The sequence below is a fragment of the Vibrio ulleungensis genome (assembly GCF_016900875.1).
GTDB lineage: Bacteria > Pseudomonadota > Gammaproteobacteria > Enterobacterales > Vibrionaceae > Vibrio > Vibrio ulleungensis.
In genome coordinates, this window is record NZ_JAFEUM010000003.1 from 62291 (window position 1) to 82640 (window position 20350).

A 20350-nucleotide genomic window follows, 5' to 3' on the forward strand; every position below is an offset into this window, starting at 1 on the left:
GCTCGAGCAAGTTCAACTGGCTCGAGCTTTTTTTTATGTAAAGTTATAAAGGAATCTCAACATGGCTATGCATCCTCGTGCAGGGCAAAAAGCGCTTCAGGAAGATCTACATAATATTCCTGCGCTGGTCGCTAATTATTATCTTATGCAACCGGAAGCGGGCAATGCGGCACAACAAGTCGCCTTTGGTACGTCTGGGCATCGCGGCTCCGCCGATAAAGTGACTTTTAATGAAAATCATATCCTTGCTATTGCTCAAGCGGTTGCAGAAGTAAGAGCCGACAATGGCGTTACCGGTCCAATTTTTGTCGGTAAAGATACGCATGCACTTTCTGAACCTGCTTATGCCTCTGTGGTAGAAGTACTGATTGCAAATAACATTGAAGTGATCGGCCAAATCGATAATGGCTATACCCCAACTCCGGGTGTCTCTCACGCGATTTTGACGCACAATTTAGCTAACGATACTCAAGCAGATGGCATAGTGATCACGCCTTCTCATAATCCACCACAAGATGGCGGTATTAAGTACAATCCGACCCACGGTGGTCCAGCGGAAGGTGCACTTACTACCGCCATCGAAAATCGTGCTAATGAGATCATTGCTCAAGGGCTAACCGCGGTGAAGCGCACGCCTATCGCGCAAGCTAAAGCGTCCCCTTTGTATCGCGAAATCGATTTGGTTGCACCTTACGTTGCAGACCTGCCAAACGTGATCAACATGGAAGCAATCCAAAAGTCGGGCCTAAAACTGGGTGTTGACCCGCTAGGTGGCAGTGGCATTGAGTATTGGCGCCAAATTGGCCAAGCCTACAATCTAGATCTGACCTTGGTGAGCGAAGCTATTGACCCAAGTTTCCAATTTATGTCATTAGATAAAGATGGTGTGGTACGTATGGACTGTTCTTCGCCTTATGCGATGGCCAGTCTATTAGCACTGAAAGACGATTATGATCTGGCGTTTGGTAACGACCCAGACTACGACCGTCACGGTATCGTCACGCCAGCAGGTTTGATGAACCCTAACCACTTCTTAGCCGTGTGTATCGATTACCTATACCGTCATCGTGAAGGTTGGGGCGCAGACGTTGCCGTGGGTAAAACCTTGGTTTCAAGTGCCATCATCGATAAAGTCGTTGCCGATTTAGGCCGCGAGCTGTGTGAAGTGCCTGTTGGCTTTAAATGGTTTGTTGATGGGCTATTTGAAGGTAAGTTTGGCTTCGGTGGTGAAGAGTCTGCGGGTGCGTCGTTCTTACGTAAAGATGGCACCCCTTGGTCAACCGATAAAGACGGCATCATTCTTTGCCTGCTAGCGGCAGAAATCACCGCAGTAACGGGTAAAAACCCACAGCAGTACTACGATGAACTAGCAGCAAAACACGGCGCTTCTTCGTACAATCGCATTCAAGCTGTCGCTAATCACGCTCAAAAAGCGGTTCTATCGAAGCTGTCACCTGAGATGGTTTCGGCAACAGAACTTGCAGGCGACCCTATTACCGCTCGATTGACTCACGCTCCAGGTAATGGCGCCGCTATCGGTGGCCTTAAAGTGACCACGGAGTTCGGTTGGTTTGCTGCGCGCCCATCGGGCACCGAAGAAATTTACAAGATTTACTGTGAAAGTTTCAAAGGCGAAGATCACTTGCGCCTTATGGAAAAAGAAGCACAAGAGATTGTAAACCAAGTATTCGCAGACGCAGGTTTGTAACTCGGAACTTGAGTTAACACCTTATCGAGGCCAAACATCAGTTTGGCCTTTTTTAGTCCCTTAGCTTTTCCTCGCCTCTCGCTTCCTCGATCCTCGCCCCTCAACCCCCTGGCCAACCATCCGGCACAATAAACCAAAACCTACCACTCTCATCAACGCAGTGAACGTCTCGTTCAAAGGGATGTTGGGCCAAGTCGAGACAGTGCTCGCTGTGTTCACCCGTCGCCCAGTAAGGTTTCTCTACTACATACAACTTCGAGTTAATGTTGCTCGCTTGGTGATGATAGCACCAATGCCCATTGATGCATTTTGGTTCTAGCTCAAGGTCAGCGCAATGGGTAGGAATCGGCTGATCGATAAAGGGGTTGGTGTAGAGCCTTCCTTGCACTAGCAATCGCGAATCTAACCCTGAAAATTGCGGAAACTGCGCCGAAAATCCTTCATGGTGGGTTAACAATAATTGCTTTTTCACCATCTTATTGAGCTTTAAATCTAATCGGTCACGCGCATTGGGCCCATGCCAATAGCCATCTAATAGTAGGAAGAACTTAATCGCCACTTCCCAATGCTCGAGTGGTTGCTCCTCTAAATCCAATCGTTGAACAACGAAATCAAGGGCACCAACAGTCTGTCCATTGTGGTTAAATTGAACCTCGTCAGCGACTATTTGATACGAATGGCTGTGATCTAGCATCGATTTAACGCAATCTTGGTAGTAAAACCCTAGTCTTGGATTAGGACTAATCGCTGGAAGTAACTTAGGATTGGAGGACAATGTCATAGGGTCGACTAACAATGGTGCATTTTTTATTAGGTTTGGGCTGTGGCAGATCCAATGGTAAAAATTGACGTCCATGGCAATCTCTTTTTCGAGTAGGTGGTGGCACAGAGGGGAGAAATCGACCCAAAATGCTTTATACTGTGTCTATTGTCGAGAGTATTGGAACGCAATGCAACAATGAATCATTTGCAACTAGAAAAGCTGTTAAATCAATTTCTTAAACCTGAGCTTATTAAAGATTATGCCCCCAATGGGATGCAGGTCGAAGGTACGCAAGATGTCAAAAAGATCGTGACTGGCGTGACGGCTTCACAAGCCCTCATAGACGCGGCCATTGAGCGCCAAGCTGATGCGATTTTGGTCCATCATGGGTACTTCTGGAAGGGCGAGCCAGAGCCTATTCGAGGCATGAAAGGGCGACGCATTCGGTCTCTCATTAAGCACGATATTAACCTCTATGGCTACCATCTCCCCTTAGATATCCATTCACAAATAGGTAACAACGTGCGTCTTGCTCAGTTGTTAAATATTACCGTTGAAGGGGGGCTAGAAGGGCACGAACAGTCAGTTTCTCTATTTGGTAAGTTAGAAAAACCGCTAACAGGCGAACAGTTTTCGGCTCGAATTGAACAGGTACTCCAACGCGCGCCGTTGCATATATCACCAGATTATATGAATAAAACCATAGAAACTGTAGGGTGGTGTACGGGCGGTGGGCAAGATTTTATCGAACTTGCAGCTTCAAAAGGCTTGGATGCGTTTATTTCCGGTGAAATTTCAGAGCGCACCACGTATACAGCCCGAGAGATGGGCATTCACTACTTTGCTGCAGGCCATCACGCCACAGAACGCTATGGTGTGAAAGCATTAGGTGAGTGGCTTGCCGCAGAACACGGGTTCGATGTTGAGTTTATTGATATCGATAATCCAGTATAAATACACTCTGTGCTTAACGCTTTTAACCTCGATGACGCAGTCTAACGGTTGGTTGTAGCGAAAGAGCTCCCGTGAATAGAAATTAGAATCAAAAAAAAGAGCTTGGCATTGCCAAGCTCTTTTCAATTTTAAGGCATGAATGACTTATTCGCGCTCATGTAGAGGTTTAAAGTCACGCAACTCTTCACCCGTGTAAAGCTGACGAGGACGACCGATACGTGCAGCAGGATCGCTGTGCATCTCGTTCCAGTGAGCAATCCAACCGATAGTACGAGACATCGCAAAGATTACGGTAAACATCGATACAGGGATGCCTATCGCTTTCAAAATGATGCCCGAGTAGAAGTCCACATTCGGGTAGAGTTTCTTCTCAACGAAGTACTCATCCGACAGTGCAATTCTTTCAAGCTCCATCGCAACATCCAACAGTGGATCTTTGATGTTAAGCTCAGAAAGCACTTCGTGGCACGCTTCACGCATTACTGTGGCGCGTGGGTCGTAGTTTTTGTACACGCGGTGTCCAAAGCCCATCAAACGGAAAGGATCATCTTTGTCTTTCGCACGTTTAACGTACTCTGGGATTTTATCAACCGAACCAATTTCTTCTAGCATGCGTAGACACGCTTCGTTGGCACCACCGTGAGCAGGCCCCCAAAGTGACGCAATACCCGCTGCGATACACGCAAATGGGTTGGCACCAGATGAACCGGCCAAACGTACAGTAGACGTTGAAGCGTTTTGTTCATGGTCAGCATGCAGCGTAAAGATCTTGTCCATTGCGCGAGCAACAACAGGGTTAACTTCGTAATCTTCACAAGGGTTTGCAAACATCATATGTAGGAAGTTTTCAGCATAGGTCAGGTCGTTACGAGGGTAGATGAAAGGTTGACCTATGGAATACTTGTAACACATGGCTGCAAGAGTGGGCATTTTCGATAGCAAACGGTACGCCGCAATTTCGCGGTGACTATCGTTATTAATATCAAGTGAATCATGATAGAAGGCTGCTAAAGCACCTACCACGCCAACCATGATCGCCATTGGGTGGGCGTCGCGGCGGAAACCGTGGAAGAAGCTAGCAATTTGTTCATGTACCATGGTGTGACGAGTGACGACTTTTTTGAAGTCTTCGTACTCTTCACGTGTTGGGGCTTCACCATAAAGTAAAATGTAACAAACTTCTAAATAATCAGCGTTGTTGGCCAGTTGATCAATTGGGAAACCGCGATGTAGCAGTACCCCTTTGTTGCCGTCGATAAACGTGATTTGTGATTCACAAGATGCAGTGGCAAGAAAACCAGGGTCAAAGGTAAAGTAACCATTTGCTCCAAGTTTACGAACATCAATTACTTCTGGGCCTAGGGCACCGTCCATAATTGGCAGTTCGATGGGCGCAAGACCTTCAATATGAAGGGTCGCTTTCTTATCTGCCATAACATTCTCCTTTGTAATTATTAATCCGTCCCGGATATTTTTGTGCCCCAATTTTTTACTGGGGATTGGCCTTAAAGTCAATTTTTATGCATTTTTGTGTGCACTTGTTTTGATTTTTTTTGTATCAAAAGTTAAAAACCTGTTCTATGTATCAATTTTTGTTACCTTGATTGTATTAGAATGTTACAGGCCGTATAGTGGCCGTGAAAATGTCCCTCAAACGCCCAAGTTATATAGGACTGGTGTAGAAAAATAACAACGTATCAGTTAATTGGGTTAACAATTCATTTACATTTAAGTCGTCCAATTCGGCCGTAAAGTGTAAAGTAAATGTTAAGTTTTAGGGCTTTTTGGTGGATATTTGTCCAAACTTTAAAACGCTCAAATGGAGCTGAGTGAGCAAGCCCGTGAATGATAGAAAAAAAAGACCCGTAAATCTCGATCTACAGACCATTAAGTTTCCAATCACAGCGATTGCTTCGATTCTTCACCGGATTTCTGGAGTAATTACGTTTGTCGCGGTTGGTATTTTGTTGTGGCTGTTGAATCTTTCCCTCTCGTCCCCCATCGGTTTTAACGATGCGGCCAACATTGTTGATGGCTTCTTCGTAAAACTTATCCTTTGGGGAATTCTTACCGCTCTTGCTTATCACATAGTCGGTGGCATCCGTCACTTAATTATGGATTTGGGTTATTTCGAAGAGCTCGATACTGCCACGCTTAGCAGTAAAGTTGCTTTTGGTATAACGGCATTCTTATCGCTATTAGCAGGGGTGATGGTATGGTAAATCACGTTTCTTCATTTGGTCGTAACGGCGTGCATGACTACTTGTTACTGCGCGCAACCGCGATCATCATGACACTGTATACAGTCTACCTCGTCAGTTTTATTGCGTTTACTGATGTGAGTTATCTCTCTTGGTCAAGCTTCTTTGATGGCACTTTTACTAAAGTGTTCACCATGCTAGCGCTTGCTTCTGTCATGATCCATGCGTGGATCGGGATGTGGCAGGTATTGACCGATTATATTAAGCCAACCTTATTACGCGGCGTCCTTCAATTGGGCGTGATTGTCGTTCTTATCGGTTATTTCTTGTCCGGCTTTTTTATTTTGTGGGGTGCTTAAGTGACTATTCCAGTTCGCGAATTTGACGCCGTTGTTATCGGCGCCGGTGGTGCAGGCATGCGTGCCGCACTGCAAATTTCTGAGCAAGGCTTGAGCTGTGCCTTGCTGTCTAAAGTTTTTCCAACCCGTTCTCATACTGTATCTGCCCAAGGTGGTATTACCGTTGCGTTAGGTAACTCTCACCAAGATAACTGGCAGTGGCACATGTATGACACAGTAAAAGGCTCTGATTACATTGGTGATCAGAACGCGATCGAATACATGTGTAAAAACGGTCCGGCTTCTGTCATCGAGCTCGAAAAAATGGGTTTACCGTTTTCTCGTTTCAATGATGGCTCTATCTATCAACGTCCTTTTGGTGGCCAGTCAAAAGAGTTTGGTGGAGAGCAAGCAGCGCGTACAGCCGCTGCCGCAGACCGTACAGGGCACGCACTATTGCATACCCTTTATCAGCAAAACGTTAAGCACAAGACCACGATCTTTTCTGAGTGGTATGCACTGGATATGGTTAAAAACCAAGACGGTGCAATTTGTGGTGTGACCGCGATTTGCATGGAAACTGGCGAGATTTGTTACTTCAAATCGAAGGCGACTATCCTAGCAACCGGTGGTGCAGGCCGTATTTACGCCTCTACCACAAATGCACACATCAACACCGGTGACGGTGTCGGTATGGCGCTGCGTGCTGGTGTTCCAATGCAAGATATGGAAATGTGGCAGTTCCACCCAACCGGTATTGCCGGCGCGGGCGTATTGGTCACAGAAGGCTGTCGTGGTGAAGGTGGTTACCTTCTCAACAAAGACGGCGAACGCTTTATGGAGCGCTACGCACCAAACGCGAAAGATTTAGCGGGTCGTGATGTTGTTGCTCGTTCAATGATGATCGAAATCCGTGAAGGTCGCGGCTGCGATGGCCCATGGGGTCCACACATTAAGCTTAAGCTTGATCACTTGGGTAAAGACGTCCTTGAGTCGCGCTTGCCGGGTATTTGTGAACTTTCTAGAACCTTCGCACACGTTGATCCTGTTAAAGAACCTATTCCTGTTATTCCAACCTGTCACTATATGATGGGTGGCGTACCAACGCAGGTATCGGGTCAAGCGATTAAGCAAACGGCTGACGGCAGTGATGTAGAAGTTCAAGGCCTCTTTGCGTGTGGCGAAATTGCCTCTGTATCGGTTCATGGTGCTAACCGCCTTGGTGGTAACTCATTACTTGATTTGGTGGTCTTTGGCCGTGCAACAGGTCTACACCTTGGTGAGACTCTTGCTGCACAAGCGGAAGCGCGCCCAGCCTCGGAATCTGACATCGAAGAGTCACTGGCGCGTACCATGCGCTGGGAAAACTCAACCTCAGGTGAAGATCCGGTTCAAATTCGTAAAGATCTTCAACGCTGCATGCAAAACAGCTTCTCGGTATTCCGTGAAGGTGACGCAATGGCGACGGGTCTGGAAGAGCTTAAGACGATTCGCGAGCGACTGCAAAACGCGCACTTGGCGGATAAATCGTCTGAATTCAACACTCAACGTATTGAGTGTCTAGAGCTGGATAACCTAATGGAAACAGCGGTTTCTACTGCTGTAGCGGCGAACTACCGTACTGAGTCTCGTGGTGCCCATGCACGCTTTGACTTCCCAGAACGTGATGATGAGCAGTGGTTGTGTCACTCTATTTACAACCCGGAAACTGAGCAGATGAGCAAACGTGATGTCAACATGACGCCCGTTCATCGTGAAGCATTCCCGCCGAAAGCACGTACATACTAAGGGAGGACACTATTATGAAACTTAACTTCTCTTTGTATCGCTACAACCCTGACATTGATACCAAGCCATACATGAAAGATTATGTGCTTGACGTCGAAGAAGGCTCGGACATGATGGTGCTCGATGCTTTGATTTTGCTGAAAGAGCAAGATCCAAGCATCTCATTTCGTCGTTCCTGCCGTGAAGGGGTATGTGGATCGGACGGTCTAAACATGAACGGCAAAAATGGTTTGGCCTGTATTACACCCTTGTCGGCTCTAACTGGTGACAAACTGGTGATACGTCCACTGCCTGGTCTGCCTGTCGTGCGTGACTTAATTGTCGACATGACTCAGTTTTACGATAACTACGCCAAAGTGAAACCATTCTTAATTGATGACGACAGCTTGCCACCATCGCGTGAAAATCTGCAGTCACCAGAAGAGCGTGCTCACTTAGACGGTTTGTACGAATGTATCATGTGTGCATGTTGTACTACATCGTGCCCATCGTTCTGGTGGAACCCAGACAAGTTTGTGGGTCCAGCAGGCCTGTTAGCCGCGTATCGTTGGCTGATCGACAGCCGAGATACCGCGACTGACGAGCGTCTAGCAGATTTGGATGACGCTTTTAGCGTTTTCCGTTGCCATGGCATCATGAATTGTGTAAGTGTATGTCCTAAAGGGTTGAATCCAACCAAGGCAATCGGTCATATTAAGACCATGTTGATAGAACGTTCAGTTTAAAAATAATAAAAATTGCCAACCCTAGTGCAGTTTAGGGTTGGCTATAACAAGGAATCGAGCAATTAAAGCCCAACTTTAAATTTGACTCGAATTAGTGAAGTGAGCTCCTACAGAGCGACAGTAAAACCTACAGGTTAAGGGAAACTATGCACAATGGCGTGATGAAGGCATGGCTCGAGTCTTCTCACTTGGCTGGCGCCAATGCGACTTATGTAGAAGAACTCTACGAATTGTATCTAAGCGATCCCGATCTGGTTGGTGAGGAATGGAAACGTGTGTTTGACGATTTGCCTGTGCAAGCGTCAGTCGAGGCAGAACAGCCGCACTCACGTGTCCGTGACTACTTCCGCAGACTCGCCCAAGAAACTAAGCAATACAACGCTCCAGTCAGTGATCCTGATGTCGATGCAAAGCAGGTAAGGGTTCTCCAACTTATCAATGCTTACCGCTTCCGTGGCCACCAAGCCGCGAATCTAGACCCACTCGGTCTATGGGAACGTCCAGTTCAGCCCGAACTCGATCCCGCTTTCCACAATTTAACTCCAGAAGATTTTGAAGAGACCTTTAACGTAGGTTCTTTTGCTATTGGGCAAGAGACCATGAAGCTGAAAGATCTCTACAACGCCCTTCAAAAAACCTATTGCGGCTCTATCGGTGCAGAATATATGCACATGACCAATACAGAACAAAAACGTTGGGTTCAACAGCGTCTTGAGTCTGTGGTTGGCGCGGGCTCGTTTAATCAAGAAGAGAAACACACCTTCCTAGATGAATTGACCGCAGCCGAAGGTTTAGAGCGTTACTTGGGAGCAAAATTCCCGGGTGCGAAACGCTTCTCTCTTGAAGGGGGCGACGCCTTAATCCCAATGACTAAAGAGCTTATCCGTCACGCCGGTGGCAGTGGTATGCGTGAAGTCGTCATTGGCATGGCGCACCGTGGTCGTCTTAACATGTTGGTTAACGTGTTGGGTAAAAAGCCACAAGATTTGTTTGATGAGTTTGCAGGTAAACACGACGACACATGGGGTACCGGTGACGTTAAGTATCACCAAGGTTTCTCTGCCGACTTTGCCACTCCAGGCGGCGACGTTCATTTAGTGCTCGCGTTTAACCCATCGCACCTCGAAATTGTAAACCCAGTGGTTATTGGCTCAGTTCGTGCTCGTCAAGATCGTTTAGACGATAAAGACGGCGACATTGTTCTGCCGATTACGATTCATGGTGACTCTGCGATTGCTGGTCAAGGTGTTGTACAAGAGACGTTTAACATGTCTCAAACTCGCGGCTTCCGCGTCGGTGGTACGGTTCGAATCGTTGTGAACAACCAAGTGGGCTTCACCACATCAAACCCGCGTGACACTCGCTCAACCATGTACTGTACCGATATTGCCAAAATGGTACAGGCACCGATTTTCCACGTTAACGCTGACGACCCAGAAGCGGTTGCTTTTGTCGCTCGTACGGCCCTTGACTACCGCAACACCTTTAAACGTGATGTGGTCATTGAGTTAGTTTGTTATCGCCGACACGGCCATAACGAAGCGGACGAGCCGAATGCCACCCAGCCGTTGATGTACCAAAAAATCAAAAAGCATCCAACACCACGTAAACTGTATGCCGATGTATTGATGGAGCGCGATGAAGCGACCATCGAAACAGCGACGCAAATGGTCAATGAGTATCGTGACGCGCTGGATAAAGGCGAAGTCGTGGTAAAAGAGTTCCGTCCAATGGCACTCCACTCGGTAGACTGGTCACCCTACATTGGTCATGACTGGGATATGCAGTGGGATAACGAATTCCCATTAGAGCGACTAAAAGAGCTTGGCGACAAACTGTGTACAGCACCAGAAAGCCACACTTTGCAAAGCCGGGTTAAGAAGATTTACGGCGACCGTCAAATGATGATGTCTGGTGAGAAACCGCTGGATTGGGGTATGGCGGAAACACTCGCCTATGCCACCATCGTGGACGATGGTAAGCGAATCCGTATTTCTGGTCAGGACTCTGGCCGTGGTACGTTCTTCCACCGTCATTCGGTATTGCACAACCAACTTGATGCGAGCACCTACACACCACTTGCGAATGTGCACGATAAACAGGGTCCATTCCAAGTATTTGACTCAGTATTGTCTGAAGAGGCGGTACTGGCGTTTGAATATGGTTACGCAACCGCTGAACCAGGTGGTTTGACGATTTGGGAAGCGCAGTTTGGTGATTTTGCTAATGGCGCCCAAGTGGTTATCGATCAGTTCATTTCCTCTGGTGAGCAAAAGTGGGGCCGTTTGTGCGGTATCACAATGTTGTTGCCACACGGCTATGAAGGTCAAGGCCCAGAGCACTCGTCGGCTCGACTAGAACGTTACTTGCAGTTATGTGCTGAACAAAACATTCAGGTTGTTGTTCCGTCGACGCCTGCACAGGTGTATCACATGATACGTCGTCAGGTTGTACGACCAATGCGTCGCCCACTTATTGTAATGTCGCCCAAGTCATTACTTCGTCATCCTCTGTGTACGTCTAGCTTGGAAGAGCTGGCAGAGGGTACGTTCCAAAGCGTCATCAATGAGATTGACGAGTTGGATAAGAGTGAAGTGAAGCGTATTGTATTTTGTTCGGGTAAAGTTTACTTCGATCTTCTTGATGAGCGACGTAAGCGTGACCTCAAAGATGTCGCAATCATTCGTATTGAGCAGTTGTACCCGTTCCCATTGGATGATTTACGCCAAGTACTACGTAATGAATATCCTCAAGTGATGGACTTTATTTGGTGTCAGGAAGAGCCTCAGAACCAAGGTGCATGGTATTCGAGCCAGCACAACTTCCGCGCCGCTACGCCAGAAGGCAGTACGTTAGAGTATGCGGGTCGCCCTGCTTCTGCGTCGCCAGCGGTGGGCTATATGTCCGTTCACATTAAACAACAGCAAGCGTTGATAGATGACGCGTTAACCATAAGCCCTACAGCTTAGAACTAGAAGATAGTAAGGAAACCCACATTATGACAATTGAAATTCTGGTTCCTGATTTACCTGAATCTGTTGCGGACGCCACCGTAGCGACCTGGCACAAACAGCCAGGCGACGCTGTAGAGCGTGACGAAGTTATCGTCGATATAGAAACAGATAAAGTGGTACTTGAAGTACCAGCGCCAGAAGCTGGTGTGTTAGAAGCCATTATTGAAGAAGAAGGTGCCACGGTACTTTCTAAGCAACTCATCGCTAAGTTAAAAGCAGGCGCAGTCGCTGGTGAACCTACCAACGATTCGACTCAAGCAACCGAAGCATCGCCAGATAAGCGCCATAAAGCGTCTCTTACTGAAGAGTCGAACGATGCGCTTAGCCCAGCGGTTCGCCGTTTGCTTGCTGAAAACGACTTAAACGCTGCCGATGTTAAAGGCAGTGGTGTTGGCGGCCGTATTACTCGCGAAGATGTTGAAAAACACATTGCAGATGCCAAAGCAGCGCCAGCCCCGCAGGCTGATGCAAAAGCCGAAGCGCCTGCTGCAGCTCGCAGTCAAAAACGCGTGCCGATGACTCGTCTTCGTAAAACCGTCGCTAACCGACTGCTTGAAGCGAAGAACAGCACGGCTATGTTGACCACGTTCAACGAAGTGAACATGAAGCCAATCATGGATCTGCGTAAGCAATACAAAGATCAATTTGAAGAGCGTCATGGTACACGCCTTGGCTTTATGTCTTTCTACGTGAAAGCAGTGACTGAAGCATTGAAACGTTATCCAGAAGTGAACGCTTCTATTGATGGTACCGACATCGTTTATCACAACTACTTCGACATCAGCATGGCGGTTTCCACGCCACGTGGTCTGGTTACCCCAGTTCTAAAAGACTGCGATACCTTGGGCTTTGCTGACATCGAAAAAGGCATCAAAGAGCTTGCGATCAAAGGTCGTGATGGCAAATTGACGGTCGACGAGTTGATGGGCGGTAACTTCACTATCACTAACGGTGGTGTGTTCGGATCGCTGATGTCGACGCCAATCATTAACCCACCGCAAGCGGCTATTTTGGGTATGCACAAAATCCAAGATCGCCCAATGGCAGTGGATGGAAAAGTTGAGATTCTACCAATGATGTACCTAGCTCTGTCTTATGACCACCGATTGATCGATGGTCGAGAGTCAGTGGGCTTCTTGGTCACCATTAAAGAACTTCTAGAAGATCCAGCTCGTCTGCTTCTCGATGTTTAGAGTCTCAAACTAAAGGTTTAAATTTAAGTTGGGTAGGGGTGCTCACCCTCACTCAACTTAATTCTTAAGGTTACAGGCAGCGAAATTATGTTGCCTTTTGGCCTGCGGAATAAGCGGTACCGCTTAGCTCAAGAGTACTCCTACGTAAGGGCCCATAATGCAACGGTGCCCATGGACAATAATAACTACGGAATGAACACATGAATTTGCATGAATACCAAGCCAAACAGCTGTTTGCAGAATTCGGATTGCCAGTGCCAGAAGGCTACGCATGTGACACAGCGCAAGAAGCGTTTGAAGCAGCGGGTCGTATTAGTACGGCTAAGAAAGTAGTGAAATGTCAGGTTCACGCTGGTGGCCGCGGTAAAGCGGGCGGTGTGGAGCTACACGACACTAAAGAAGGTGCTAAAGAGTTTGCACAAAAGTGGCTAGGTAAAAACCTAGTGACTTACCAAACAGATGCGGCAGGTCAACCGGTCACTAAAATCTTGGTTGAAGAAGCATCGAACATCGCCAATGAGCTGTACCTGGGTGCAGTTGTTGACCGTGCAACGCGCAAAGTCGTGTTCATGGCATCAACAGAAGGTGGTGTTGAGATTGAAAAAGTCGCTGAGGAAACGCCTGAGCTTATCCACAAAGCTGCGATTGATCCATTGGTTGGCCCACAGGCTTACCAGGGACGTGAGCTAGCGTTCAAACTTGGCCTTGCGGGCGACCAGATTAAACAGTTTGTGAAAATCTTTATGGGTCTGGCGAACATGTTTGAGCAATACGACCTCGCATTGCTAGAAATTAACCCATTGGTTATCACTGCTGAAGGCGATCTACTGTGTCTTGATGGCAAGATCAACATCGATTCGAACGCCATGTACCGTCAGCCTAAGCTGCGTGAAATGCACGATCCATCGCAAGAAGATGAGCGTGAAGCACATGCAGCACAATGGGAACTTAACTACGTAGCTCTTGATGGCACAGTAGGTTGTATGGTGAACGGTGCGGGCCTAGCAATGGGTACCATGGACATCGTTAACTTGCACGGTGGCAAGCCAGCGAACTTCTTAGACGTTGGTGGCGGCGCAACCAAAGAGCGCGTTGCAGAAGCGTTTAAGATCATCTTGTCCGACGACAATGTGAAAGCCGTTTTGGTGAACATTTTTGGCGGTATCGTACGTTGTGACATGATTGCCGAAGGCATCATTGGCGCAGTAAAAGAAGTCGGTGTGAACGTGCCAGTTGTGGTACGTCTAGAAGGCACCAACGCAGATCTTGGTCGCCAAGTTCTTGCTAATTCTGACGTTGATATCATTGCTGCAGAGTCTTTGACTGATGCGGCTCAAAAAGTAGTTGCTGCTGCGGAGGCCAAATAATGTCTGTACTCATTAATAAAGACACCAAAGTAATTTGTCAGGGCTTTACCGGTGGTCAAGGTACGTTCCACTCTGAGCAAGCTATCGCATACGGCACGCAAATGGTCGGCGGTGTTTCTCCAGGTAAAGGCGGTCAAACACACCTAGGTCTGCCAGTATTCAACACCGTACGTGAAGCGGTTGAGACGACGGGCGCGACAGCAACTGTTATCTATGTACCAGCAGCATTTTGTAAAGACGCAATTCTAGAAGCAATTGACGCGGGCATTAAACTCATCGTGACCATCACGGAAGGCATCCCAACCATCGACATGATCGATGTGAAAGTGAAGCTTGAAGAGACTGGCGTTGTGATGATTGGTCCTAACTGTCCGGGTGTGATCACGCCAGACGAGTGTAAGATCGGTATCATGCCAGGCCACATTCACAAGAAAGGTCGCGTGGGCATTGTATCTCGTTCAGGTACTTTGACTTACGAAGCAGTTAAGCAAACCACAGACGAAGGCTTTGGTCAGTCGTCGTGTGTTGGTATTGGTGGTGACCCAATTCCTGGCTCTAACTTCATCGACATTCTTAAGTTGTTCCAAGAAGACCCTGAAACTGAAGCGATCGTCATGATCGGTGAAATCGGTGGTACGGCTGAAGAAGAAGCCGCAGCGTTTATTAAAGAGAACGTCACTAAACCAGTGGTTTCATACATTGCCGGCGTTACTGCGCCTCCAGGCAAGCGTATGGGTCACGCAGGTGCGATCATCTCTGGTGGTAAAGGTACTGCGGAAGACAAATTCCAAGCACTTGAAGCCGCGGGTGTTAAGACGGTGAAAAGCCTTGCCGACATCGGTAGTGCTCTTCGTGAAGTAACTGGTTGGTAATACCCCAACAGTGAAAATAGAAACGGGGCTGAGAAATCAGCCCCGTTTTTTTGTTTCTAGTGAAACGTTAATAACGTTTAGTTGAGTTTCCCTTCATCTAATGCCGCACTTAGCCACACCAAAGGTGCATTCCAATTAATGGTGATCTCGTTAAGTGTCCAAGCATTGATTTTGTCTTTATAACAAGTCTGTCCTATACAGTGGCCTTTCATAGGTGCAGCAACAGGGTCACTAAAGCTGACTGAGTTTGGCCCACCTATAAGCGCACCTGGTGCCGGTGCAGGTGAGTTCTCATCGACTGCGTTTGCCCAAAATCGGTGGTGAGGTTCACTGGCGGCGCGCGTTCCGTACCCGGTTATATAAGAGATATTCATGGGGTTACTGCCGAGTAAATAGTCCATGGCATTGGCTGCAGTTTTTAAGAACTCGATGTTGTTGGTAAAGTCGTGTGCATAGATCAAAAAGATCCCTCGGTTGGCAAGGTTCGAATTGGACCCCCATGGGTACTCTGCAACTGAATAAGGGATGTTGTAGCCTTCATTCATTTGCTGAGCACGATATTGGATAGAGGTTTTTACAATAGCTTCACGAGCGTGCTGTTTAGCCGAAAAATCACTGTCGACAACCGCCAGGCTAATCGTGCCTAGCGGCGCCGTGTATTGCCAAAAGATGTCGCCATCAGCCTCTTCATTGCCTGTGGGTGACGCTAAATACTCAGGAGACTGTTTAATGAAGGCTAAATAGCCATCATCTGCGGTAGTGAGATAAAGCTCGGCCGCCGCCCAATAGAACTCGTCCTCTAAGGCACTGTCGTTGTATGGGCCTGAGCCTGTAAAGTTGTCGTAGGCAAAGACGTTAGAATGCCTGTTGGCCGCCTCCCATGCGCTCTGGGCGGCATTTAAACAGCGTGACGAGAACCCTGGGTCAATGTTTCGCCAAATTCGTGCGCACTGAGCGGCAACAGCAGATAAGTTTAATGTTGCTGCGGTGCTAGGTTGTCCTACGTAGCGCTTTTCAGTATCTAGATGAGGAGGCAAGGGCATGCCTGTCCAGGTTTCATCCGCTATTTTATGAAACGCGAGATGCGAAGCATCAATTTGGGTAAGCTGTAGAGGCGCGCCCTCTTGCTGTTTTCCAAGAGGCACAGAGACTTTAACCCCTTCTGGAATTTGCATCGCAAGCATAAACTCAATGTTCCATTTTGCTTCTGCCAGTAATGCGTTGCCGCCTTGCTGCGCTTCAGGGTTTAGGTCTTTTGCAGTATCAAAGTGAGACTGTGCTCCTTCTATATACAGCCCACGCTCGTATAGGTTAAGCAATGTCCAGGTTGATATGCCGCTGTTGACAGTGTATTTGCCGTGATCCCCAGCATCGTACCATCCTCCTGTCGCATCAACGGTGTAATCACACCCTGGCCACTTGGTACCCCAAGTGTCAATCTTGTCAAAGCAGGTTGCGGTATCTTTCGGGTGGCCTGCAGGTCTTGCGAGTTCGCTGCGCTGTACAAAGGGAGCCTCGATCGCGATTCCACTACGATTTTGATAAAAGTAGGACAGAGCGTCTTTTTTAAGTGAAGTGTAAAGGTTAGGAGAAATTGAGAATGGAAAACTTGTGTCGTCGTTTACTTTGATAACTAGGTTATCAAGCTCTGTTTGGTATGGTGTTAAGTCGATGCGATGAAGGTTTTCGCCAGAGGACTTATTGAGCCCTGTAGGAAGAGTCCTTCCCATATCGATATTGATGCCTTGTGCATTTTCTAAGGTCCAACGCAGTGGATCGGTTGACTCAGATTGCACAAAAACATACTTGTCTGCTTTAGGTAAAAAGCCAAGCTGATTGGTGCGAATGGACGACGTTTTCGATACTTCAAAATAGGGCTTTCCATCAATAGAGACGTTGGTAAAGCAGATGTTTCCTGATTGCTGTGCCCCCATTTGAAATTGGAACTCGCCGCCTGCATCGCTGTCGAGTTGGTGAGTAAATGTGTACTGATAAGACTGCTTCTGCGCCCCGATAGACGTATCTTCAATGAGGTAATGGGTGTAAGGGGGCCCTTCATGTTGAATGAGTGTTTTCACTTGGGTTTCGACATCGGCGTAGGCGTCAAATGAAACGACGTACGATTGACCTTGCTCTAACCCTATACCGCCATGACCAAGTATCACACTCCATGGGTTTGGACCGGGGTTCAGGATTTCCATACAGGCCCATTGGTCGGTAACGGTGACGGTACCTCCTGCACTCCACCAACCGTCTAGTTGTTGGTCGAAATTGCCGTTGCGGATCATTTCATCCGCTGAGACAAAATGAGTGCTAATAAGCATTGGAGACAATAATGCTAGCCGAGCCAAACAAGAAACGCGCATGTACACCATCCGTAAGTTATTGAATCAATAACTTCAAGCTAGATGAAGCTCTCGGTTTAGGACAAAAGGCCGGTTTAACAATGTGATTTGGCAGAGCATCAATGTGTATAAGCGTGAATAGAGTCGAGCGGATTAGGTTGAAAATGAAACAGTTTCATTGCGATTAATGATGCTTGCGAACGCGAGCTAATAGGATCAATCGCAGGCAGTGAGTCGTATTATGGCAAACGCCACAAGTAGAGATGTTTGCTTCCTGCAGCGTATGAATTATTGCGCGTTAAGCTCGTTGTCTCGCAAACAGTTGCGCCATAATAAACAGCACCAACGCGCTACACACGACCGATGGCCCTGCTGGAGTATCGTAGCTCCAAGACATTGCCAACCCCCCTAAAACGCTAAGCATGCCGGTAAGCGTGGCGATGGTGGCCATTTGCTCGGGCGAGCGAGAGAACTTATGCGCTGCTGCTGCAGGTATGATCAACAATGAAGAGATAATTAACGCGCCCACAAACTTCATCCCAACAGCAATAACCACACCGGTAAGTACCATAATCAGCAGGCGCATTGCTTTAATGTTTACCCCTTCTATGGCGGCAAGTTCTTCATTGACCGTACTCGACAATAGCGGATGCCAATATCGATATAGAGTAAGCAACACCACTAACACACCAACATAAATGAAGGCGACGTCAGTGAAGTTAACGGCCAACAAGTCGCCAAATAAATAAGACATTAAATCAACGCGCACGTGGTCTAAAAAACTAATGGCGATTAAGCCAAGAGATAGGGCGCTGTGAGCCAATATTCCTAGTAAGGTATCGGTGGAGACGCGGCTTTTTTCTTGCAATGTAACCAAAAACAGCGCAATCGCGATGCAGGTGACAATAAGCGCCAAATATAGGTTTATGTGCAGTAGAAACCCAAGTGCGATGCCAAGTAGAGAAGCGTGGGCGAGCGTATCACCAAAATACGCCATTTTTCGCCACACCACGAAAGAGCCTAATGGACCTGCGATAATCGCAATGCCTAATCCGGCAAGCAGAGAGGGCAGTAAAAATTCAATCATGAGTGTGTCCGTGATGGTGATGATCGCATTGCTGCCCGTCGCCTTCTACGGCGTTACCAGACAGGTCGTGATGGTGGTGATGGTTATGTTCGTAAAAGGCCAACGCATTATGGTGCCCGTGGCCAAACATTTCGATGTAGGATGGGTGTGACGTCACAGCCTCAGGGGTACCAGAGCAACAAACGTGACGTTGTAAACAAACCACGTGATCGGTTTTGGCCATTACCAAGTGTAGATCGTGCGATACCATCAAAATCGCGCAGTCAAAGCGATGGCGGATTTGATCAATTAAGTTGTACAAGTCTATTTGTCCTTGTACGTCAACACCTTGTGCAGGCTCGTCTAGCACCAACAATTGTGGGCGACGTAACAGGGCTCGAGCTAACAGTACGCGCTGAGTTTCTCCGCCGGACAAGCGATGAAGATTGGCCTTAGACAAATGTTCAGCGCCCACTAACCGCAATGCTTCTAATCGTTCTTGTTCGCTGTATTTACCCGCTAACTTTAAAAACTTGTTTACGTTTAGAGGCAAACTTTCATTTAGTCTCAGTTTTTGCGGAACATACCCAACCCGTAATTTTTCGGTCTTAATGACACGTCCAGAGTTAGGTTTAATTAATCCCAATATGACTTTCACTAAGGTTGACTTACCCGCACCATTTGGGCCAACCAGTGTTGTAATCTGGCCTTGGGTAATGGTTAGAGAGATTGAGTCGAGTACAGTAAGAGAGTCAAACTGTACCGAAATGTCCTGTAACTCTATCAATGGGGGCATGAATAAGTCTCATTTGCGAACTTAGGCCAACATGGAGTACCATCACCGCAATCTAATTAAGGGCGACCAGCAAAATGTTGAAAAAAATAGTCTTTGTCGTAGCCGCACTATTGTCCATGAATGTGGCGGCTGTGCAAGTGGTATCCAGTATAAAACCGATTCAGTTGATTGTGGCTGAAATTACGCATGGCGTTGCAGACAGTCAAGCCTTGTTAGGCGCTAATGCGTCACCGCACGATTACGCACTTAAGCCATCCGATGTGCGAACATTGGACTCTGCAGATTTGGTGGTGTGGTTTGGTCATGATCTTGAGCCTTACATTGCTTCAATCATGAAAGGCAAAAGTAACAGTTTTGAAGTCAGTAAAATAGACGGGATTGAACTTCGTGAATACGAAGATGCGCAAGCCCACGACGGACATGATCATGGCTCGACCGACGCTCACTTTTGGTTGGGCATCAACCCTACGCGCCAATTTGCTGAGGCACTAACGCAGCGTTTGTCCGAAATTGACGAAGATAATGCTGCTCAGTATGTTCAAAATCTACAAGAGTTTGAAATACAACTGACAAAGACTGAGCAAGCCATTGCGGAAGAACTCAGTTCGGTTAAAGGCGAAGGCTATTACGTGTTTCATGATGCTTATGGCTATTTTGAATCCCACTTTGGGCTCAATCAACTGGGGCACTTTACCGTCTCTCCAGAGAGAAAGCCTGGAGCGCGAACTCTAATTACAATACGAACGGCTTTAAAAGAGCAGCCTGTTGCCTGTGTTTTCCAAGAGCCACAGTTTACTCCAGCGGTGATAGAAAGTGTCACCAGAGGCAGTGATGTAGAAATAGGCACCCTTGATCCATTGGCAACAACCGTAGAGACAGGACCTGGCGCCTACTTTGTATTTCTTGAGCAAATCAGTGCCAGTTTTGCCGAGTGTTTATCTGATTAATCTGGCGCAACAAGCCCCAGTGTTCCCATTTAGCCGTTAAAACGTCGATTAAAAAACGCTTAGCCTGTTATAGGTTAGGCGTTTTTTTTTTGCCCATCCTGAAAGTTAAGCCTCTCTATGTGTAGTGTCGGTGATTAACTGATGACTGTTCGCGACAAAAAACCGGTATGGGTTGAACGTTAAAGTCTGAAGTATTTGTGTGGTGAAAATTATTTAACCTTTTAATGGTTAGGATTTATCCAAATTGATCTAAGTCAATATGCCTCTTTTACA

At 47.3% G+C, this 20350-nt stretch carries 16 protein-coding genes; 11 read left to right on the forward strand and 5 right to left on the reverse strand.

Annotated elements, in window-relative coordinates; translation table 11 throughout:
- The first annotated feature begins 61 nt into the window (after positions 1-61).
- Positions 62-1708, forward strand: coding sequence for a phosphoglucomutase (alpha-D-glucose-1,6-bisphosphate-dependent) (gene pgm, locus JQC93_RS08900; protein ID WP_205158108.1), 1647 nt, complete (start codon positions 62-64; stop codon positions 1706-1708).
- Between the two features lie 100 nt (positions 1709-1808).
- Here pgm and JQC93_RS08905 read toward each other — a convergent pair whose 3' ends face one another.
- Positions 1809-2564 (reverse strand): DUF1853 family protein, encoded by a 756-nt coding sequence (locus JQC93_RS08905; protein ID WP_205158109.1) that lies wholly within the window; start codon positions 2562-2564, stop codon positions 1809-1811.
- Between the two features lie 102 nt (positions 2565-2666).
- On the opposite strand from JQC93_RS08905, the gene JQC93_RS08910 reads away from it, so the two are divergent.
- The gene (locus tag JQC93_RS08910) at positions 2667-3425 is read left to right on the forward strand and encodes a Nif3-like dinuclear metal center hexameric protein (protein WP_205158110.1); all 759 of its coding nucleotides are present in this window, start codon (positions 2667-2669) and stop codon (positions 3423-3425) included.
- 144 nt (positions 3426-3569) lie between these two features.
- On the opposite strand, the gene JQC93_RS08915 is transcribed toward JQC93_RS08910, so the two are convergent.
- Positions 3570-4859 carry a citrate synthase gene (locus JQC93_RS08915; RefSeq protein WP_205158111.1) on the reverse strand — a complete coding sequence of 430 codons (1290 nt, stop codon included), beginning with the start codon at positions 4857-4859 and terminating at the stop codon, positions 3570-3572.
- Positions 4860-5254: 395 nt separating this feature from the next.
- Between JQC93_RS08915 and sdhC the strand changes: the two genes are divergently transcribed.
- From sdhC to sucD, 8 genes are all read left to right on the forward strand, one after another.
- Positions 5255-5647 carry a succinate dehydrogenase cytochrome b556 subunit gene (gene sdhC / locus JQC93_RS08920; protein WP_084886214.1) on the forward strand — a complete coding sequence of 131 codons (393 nt, stop codon included), beginning with the start codon at positions 5255-5257 and terminating at the stop codon, positions 5645-5647.
- Positions 5641-5985 carry a succinate dehydrogenase, hydrophobic membrane anchor protein gene (sdhD, locus tag JQC93_RS08925; protein WP_084886212.1) on the forward strand — a complete coding sequence of 115 codons (345 nt, stop codon included), beginning with the start codon at positions 5641-5643 and terminating at the stop codon, positions 5983-5985. Before sdhC ends, sdhD begins: the two co-directional genes overlap by 7 nt.
- A complete protein-coding gene (gene sdhA / locus JQC93_RS08930; RefSeq protein WP_205158112.1) occupies positions 5986-7752 on the forward strand; it encodes a succinate dehydrogenase flavoprotein subunit in 1767 nt (588 codons plus the stop codon).
- Positions 7753-7766: 14 nt separating this feature from the next.
- Positions 7767-8477, forward strand: a complete 711-nt coding sequence (locus JQC93_RS08935; protein ID WP_205158113.1) for a succinate dehydrogenase iron-sulfur subunit — start codon at positions 7767-7769, stop codon at positions 8475-8477.
- 146 nt (positions 8478-8623) lie between these two features.
- Positions 8624-11446 (forward strand): 2-oxoglutarate dehydrogenase E1 component, encoded by a 2823-nt coding sequence (sucA, locus tag JQC93_RS08940; protein ID WP_205158114.1) that lies wholly within the window; start codon positions 8624-8626, stop codon positions 11444-11446.
- Between the two features lie 29 nt (positions 11447-11475).
- Positions 11476-12684, forward strand: coding sequence for a 2-oxoglutarate dehydrogenase complex dihydrolipoyllysine-residue succinyltransferase (gene odhB, locus JQC93_RS08945; protein ID WP_205158115.1), 1209 nt, complete (start codon positions 11476-11478; stop codon positions 12682-12684).
- Between the two features lie 200 nt (positions 12685-12884).
- Positions 12885-14051: an ADP-forming succinate--CoA ligase subunit beta gene (gene sucC / locus JQC93_RS08950; protein ID WP_205158116.1), complete on the forward strand. Its 1167-nt coding sequence runs from the start codon at positions 12885-12887 to the stop codon at positions 14049-14051.
- Positions 14051-14923: a succinate--CoA ligase subunit alpha gene (sucD, locus tag JQC93_RS08955; RefSeq protein ID WP_205158117.1), complete on the forward strand. Its 873-nt coding sequence runs from the start codon at positions 14051-14053 to the stop codon at positions 14921-14923. The genes sucC and sucD overlap by 1 nt, the downstream gene beginning before the upstream one ends.
- 77 nt (positions 14924-15000) lie before the next feature.
- Here the strand turns inward: sucD and JQC93_RS08960 are convergent, their stop codons facing one another.
- From JQC93_RS08960 to znuC, 3 genes are all read right to left on the reverse strand, one after another.
- Positions 15001-17289: a glycoside hydrolase family 9 protein gene (locus tag JQC93_RS08960; protein ID WP_205158118.1), complete on the reverse strand. Its 2289-nt coding sequence runs from the start codon at positions 17287-17289 to the stop codon at positions 15001-15003.
- A 277-nt stretch (positions 17290-17566) separates the two neighbouring features.
- Positions 17567-18355 (reverse strand): zinc ABC transporter permease subunit ZnuB, encoded by a 789-nt coding sequence (gene znuB / locus JQC93_RS08965; protein WP_205158119.1) that lies wholly within the window; start codon positions 18353-18355, stop codon positions 17567-17569.
- Complete coding sequence (gene znuC / locus JQC93_RS08970; RefSeq protein ID WP_205158120.1) at positions 18348-19130, reverse strand: zinc ABC transporter ATP-binding protein ZnuC; 783 nt, start codon at positions 19128-19130, stop codon at positions 18348-18350. The genes znuB and znuC overlap by 8 nt, the downstream gene beginning before the upstream one ends.
- A 74-nt stretch (positions 19131-19204) precedes the next feature.
- On the opposite strand from znuC, the gene znuA reads away from it, so the two are divergent.
- Positions 19205-20077 carry a zinc ABC transporter substrate-binding protein ZnuA gene (znuA, locus tag JQC93_RS08975; RefSeq protein WP_205158121.1) on the forward strand — a complete coding sequence of 291 codons (873 nt, stop codon included), beginning with the start codon at positions 19205-19207 and terminating at the stop codon, positions 20075-20077.
- Positions 20078-20350: the final 273 nt, after the last annotated feature.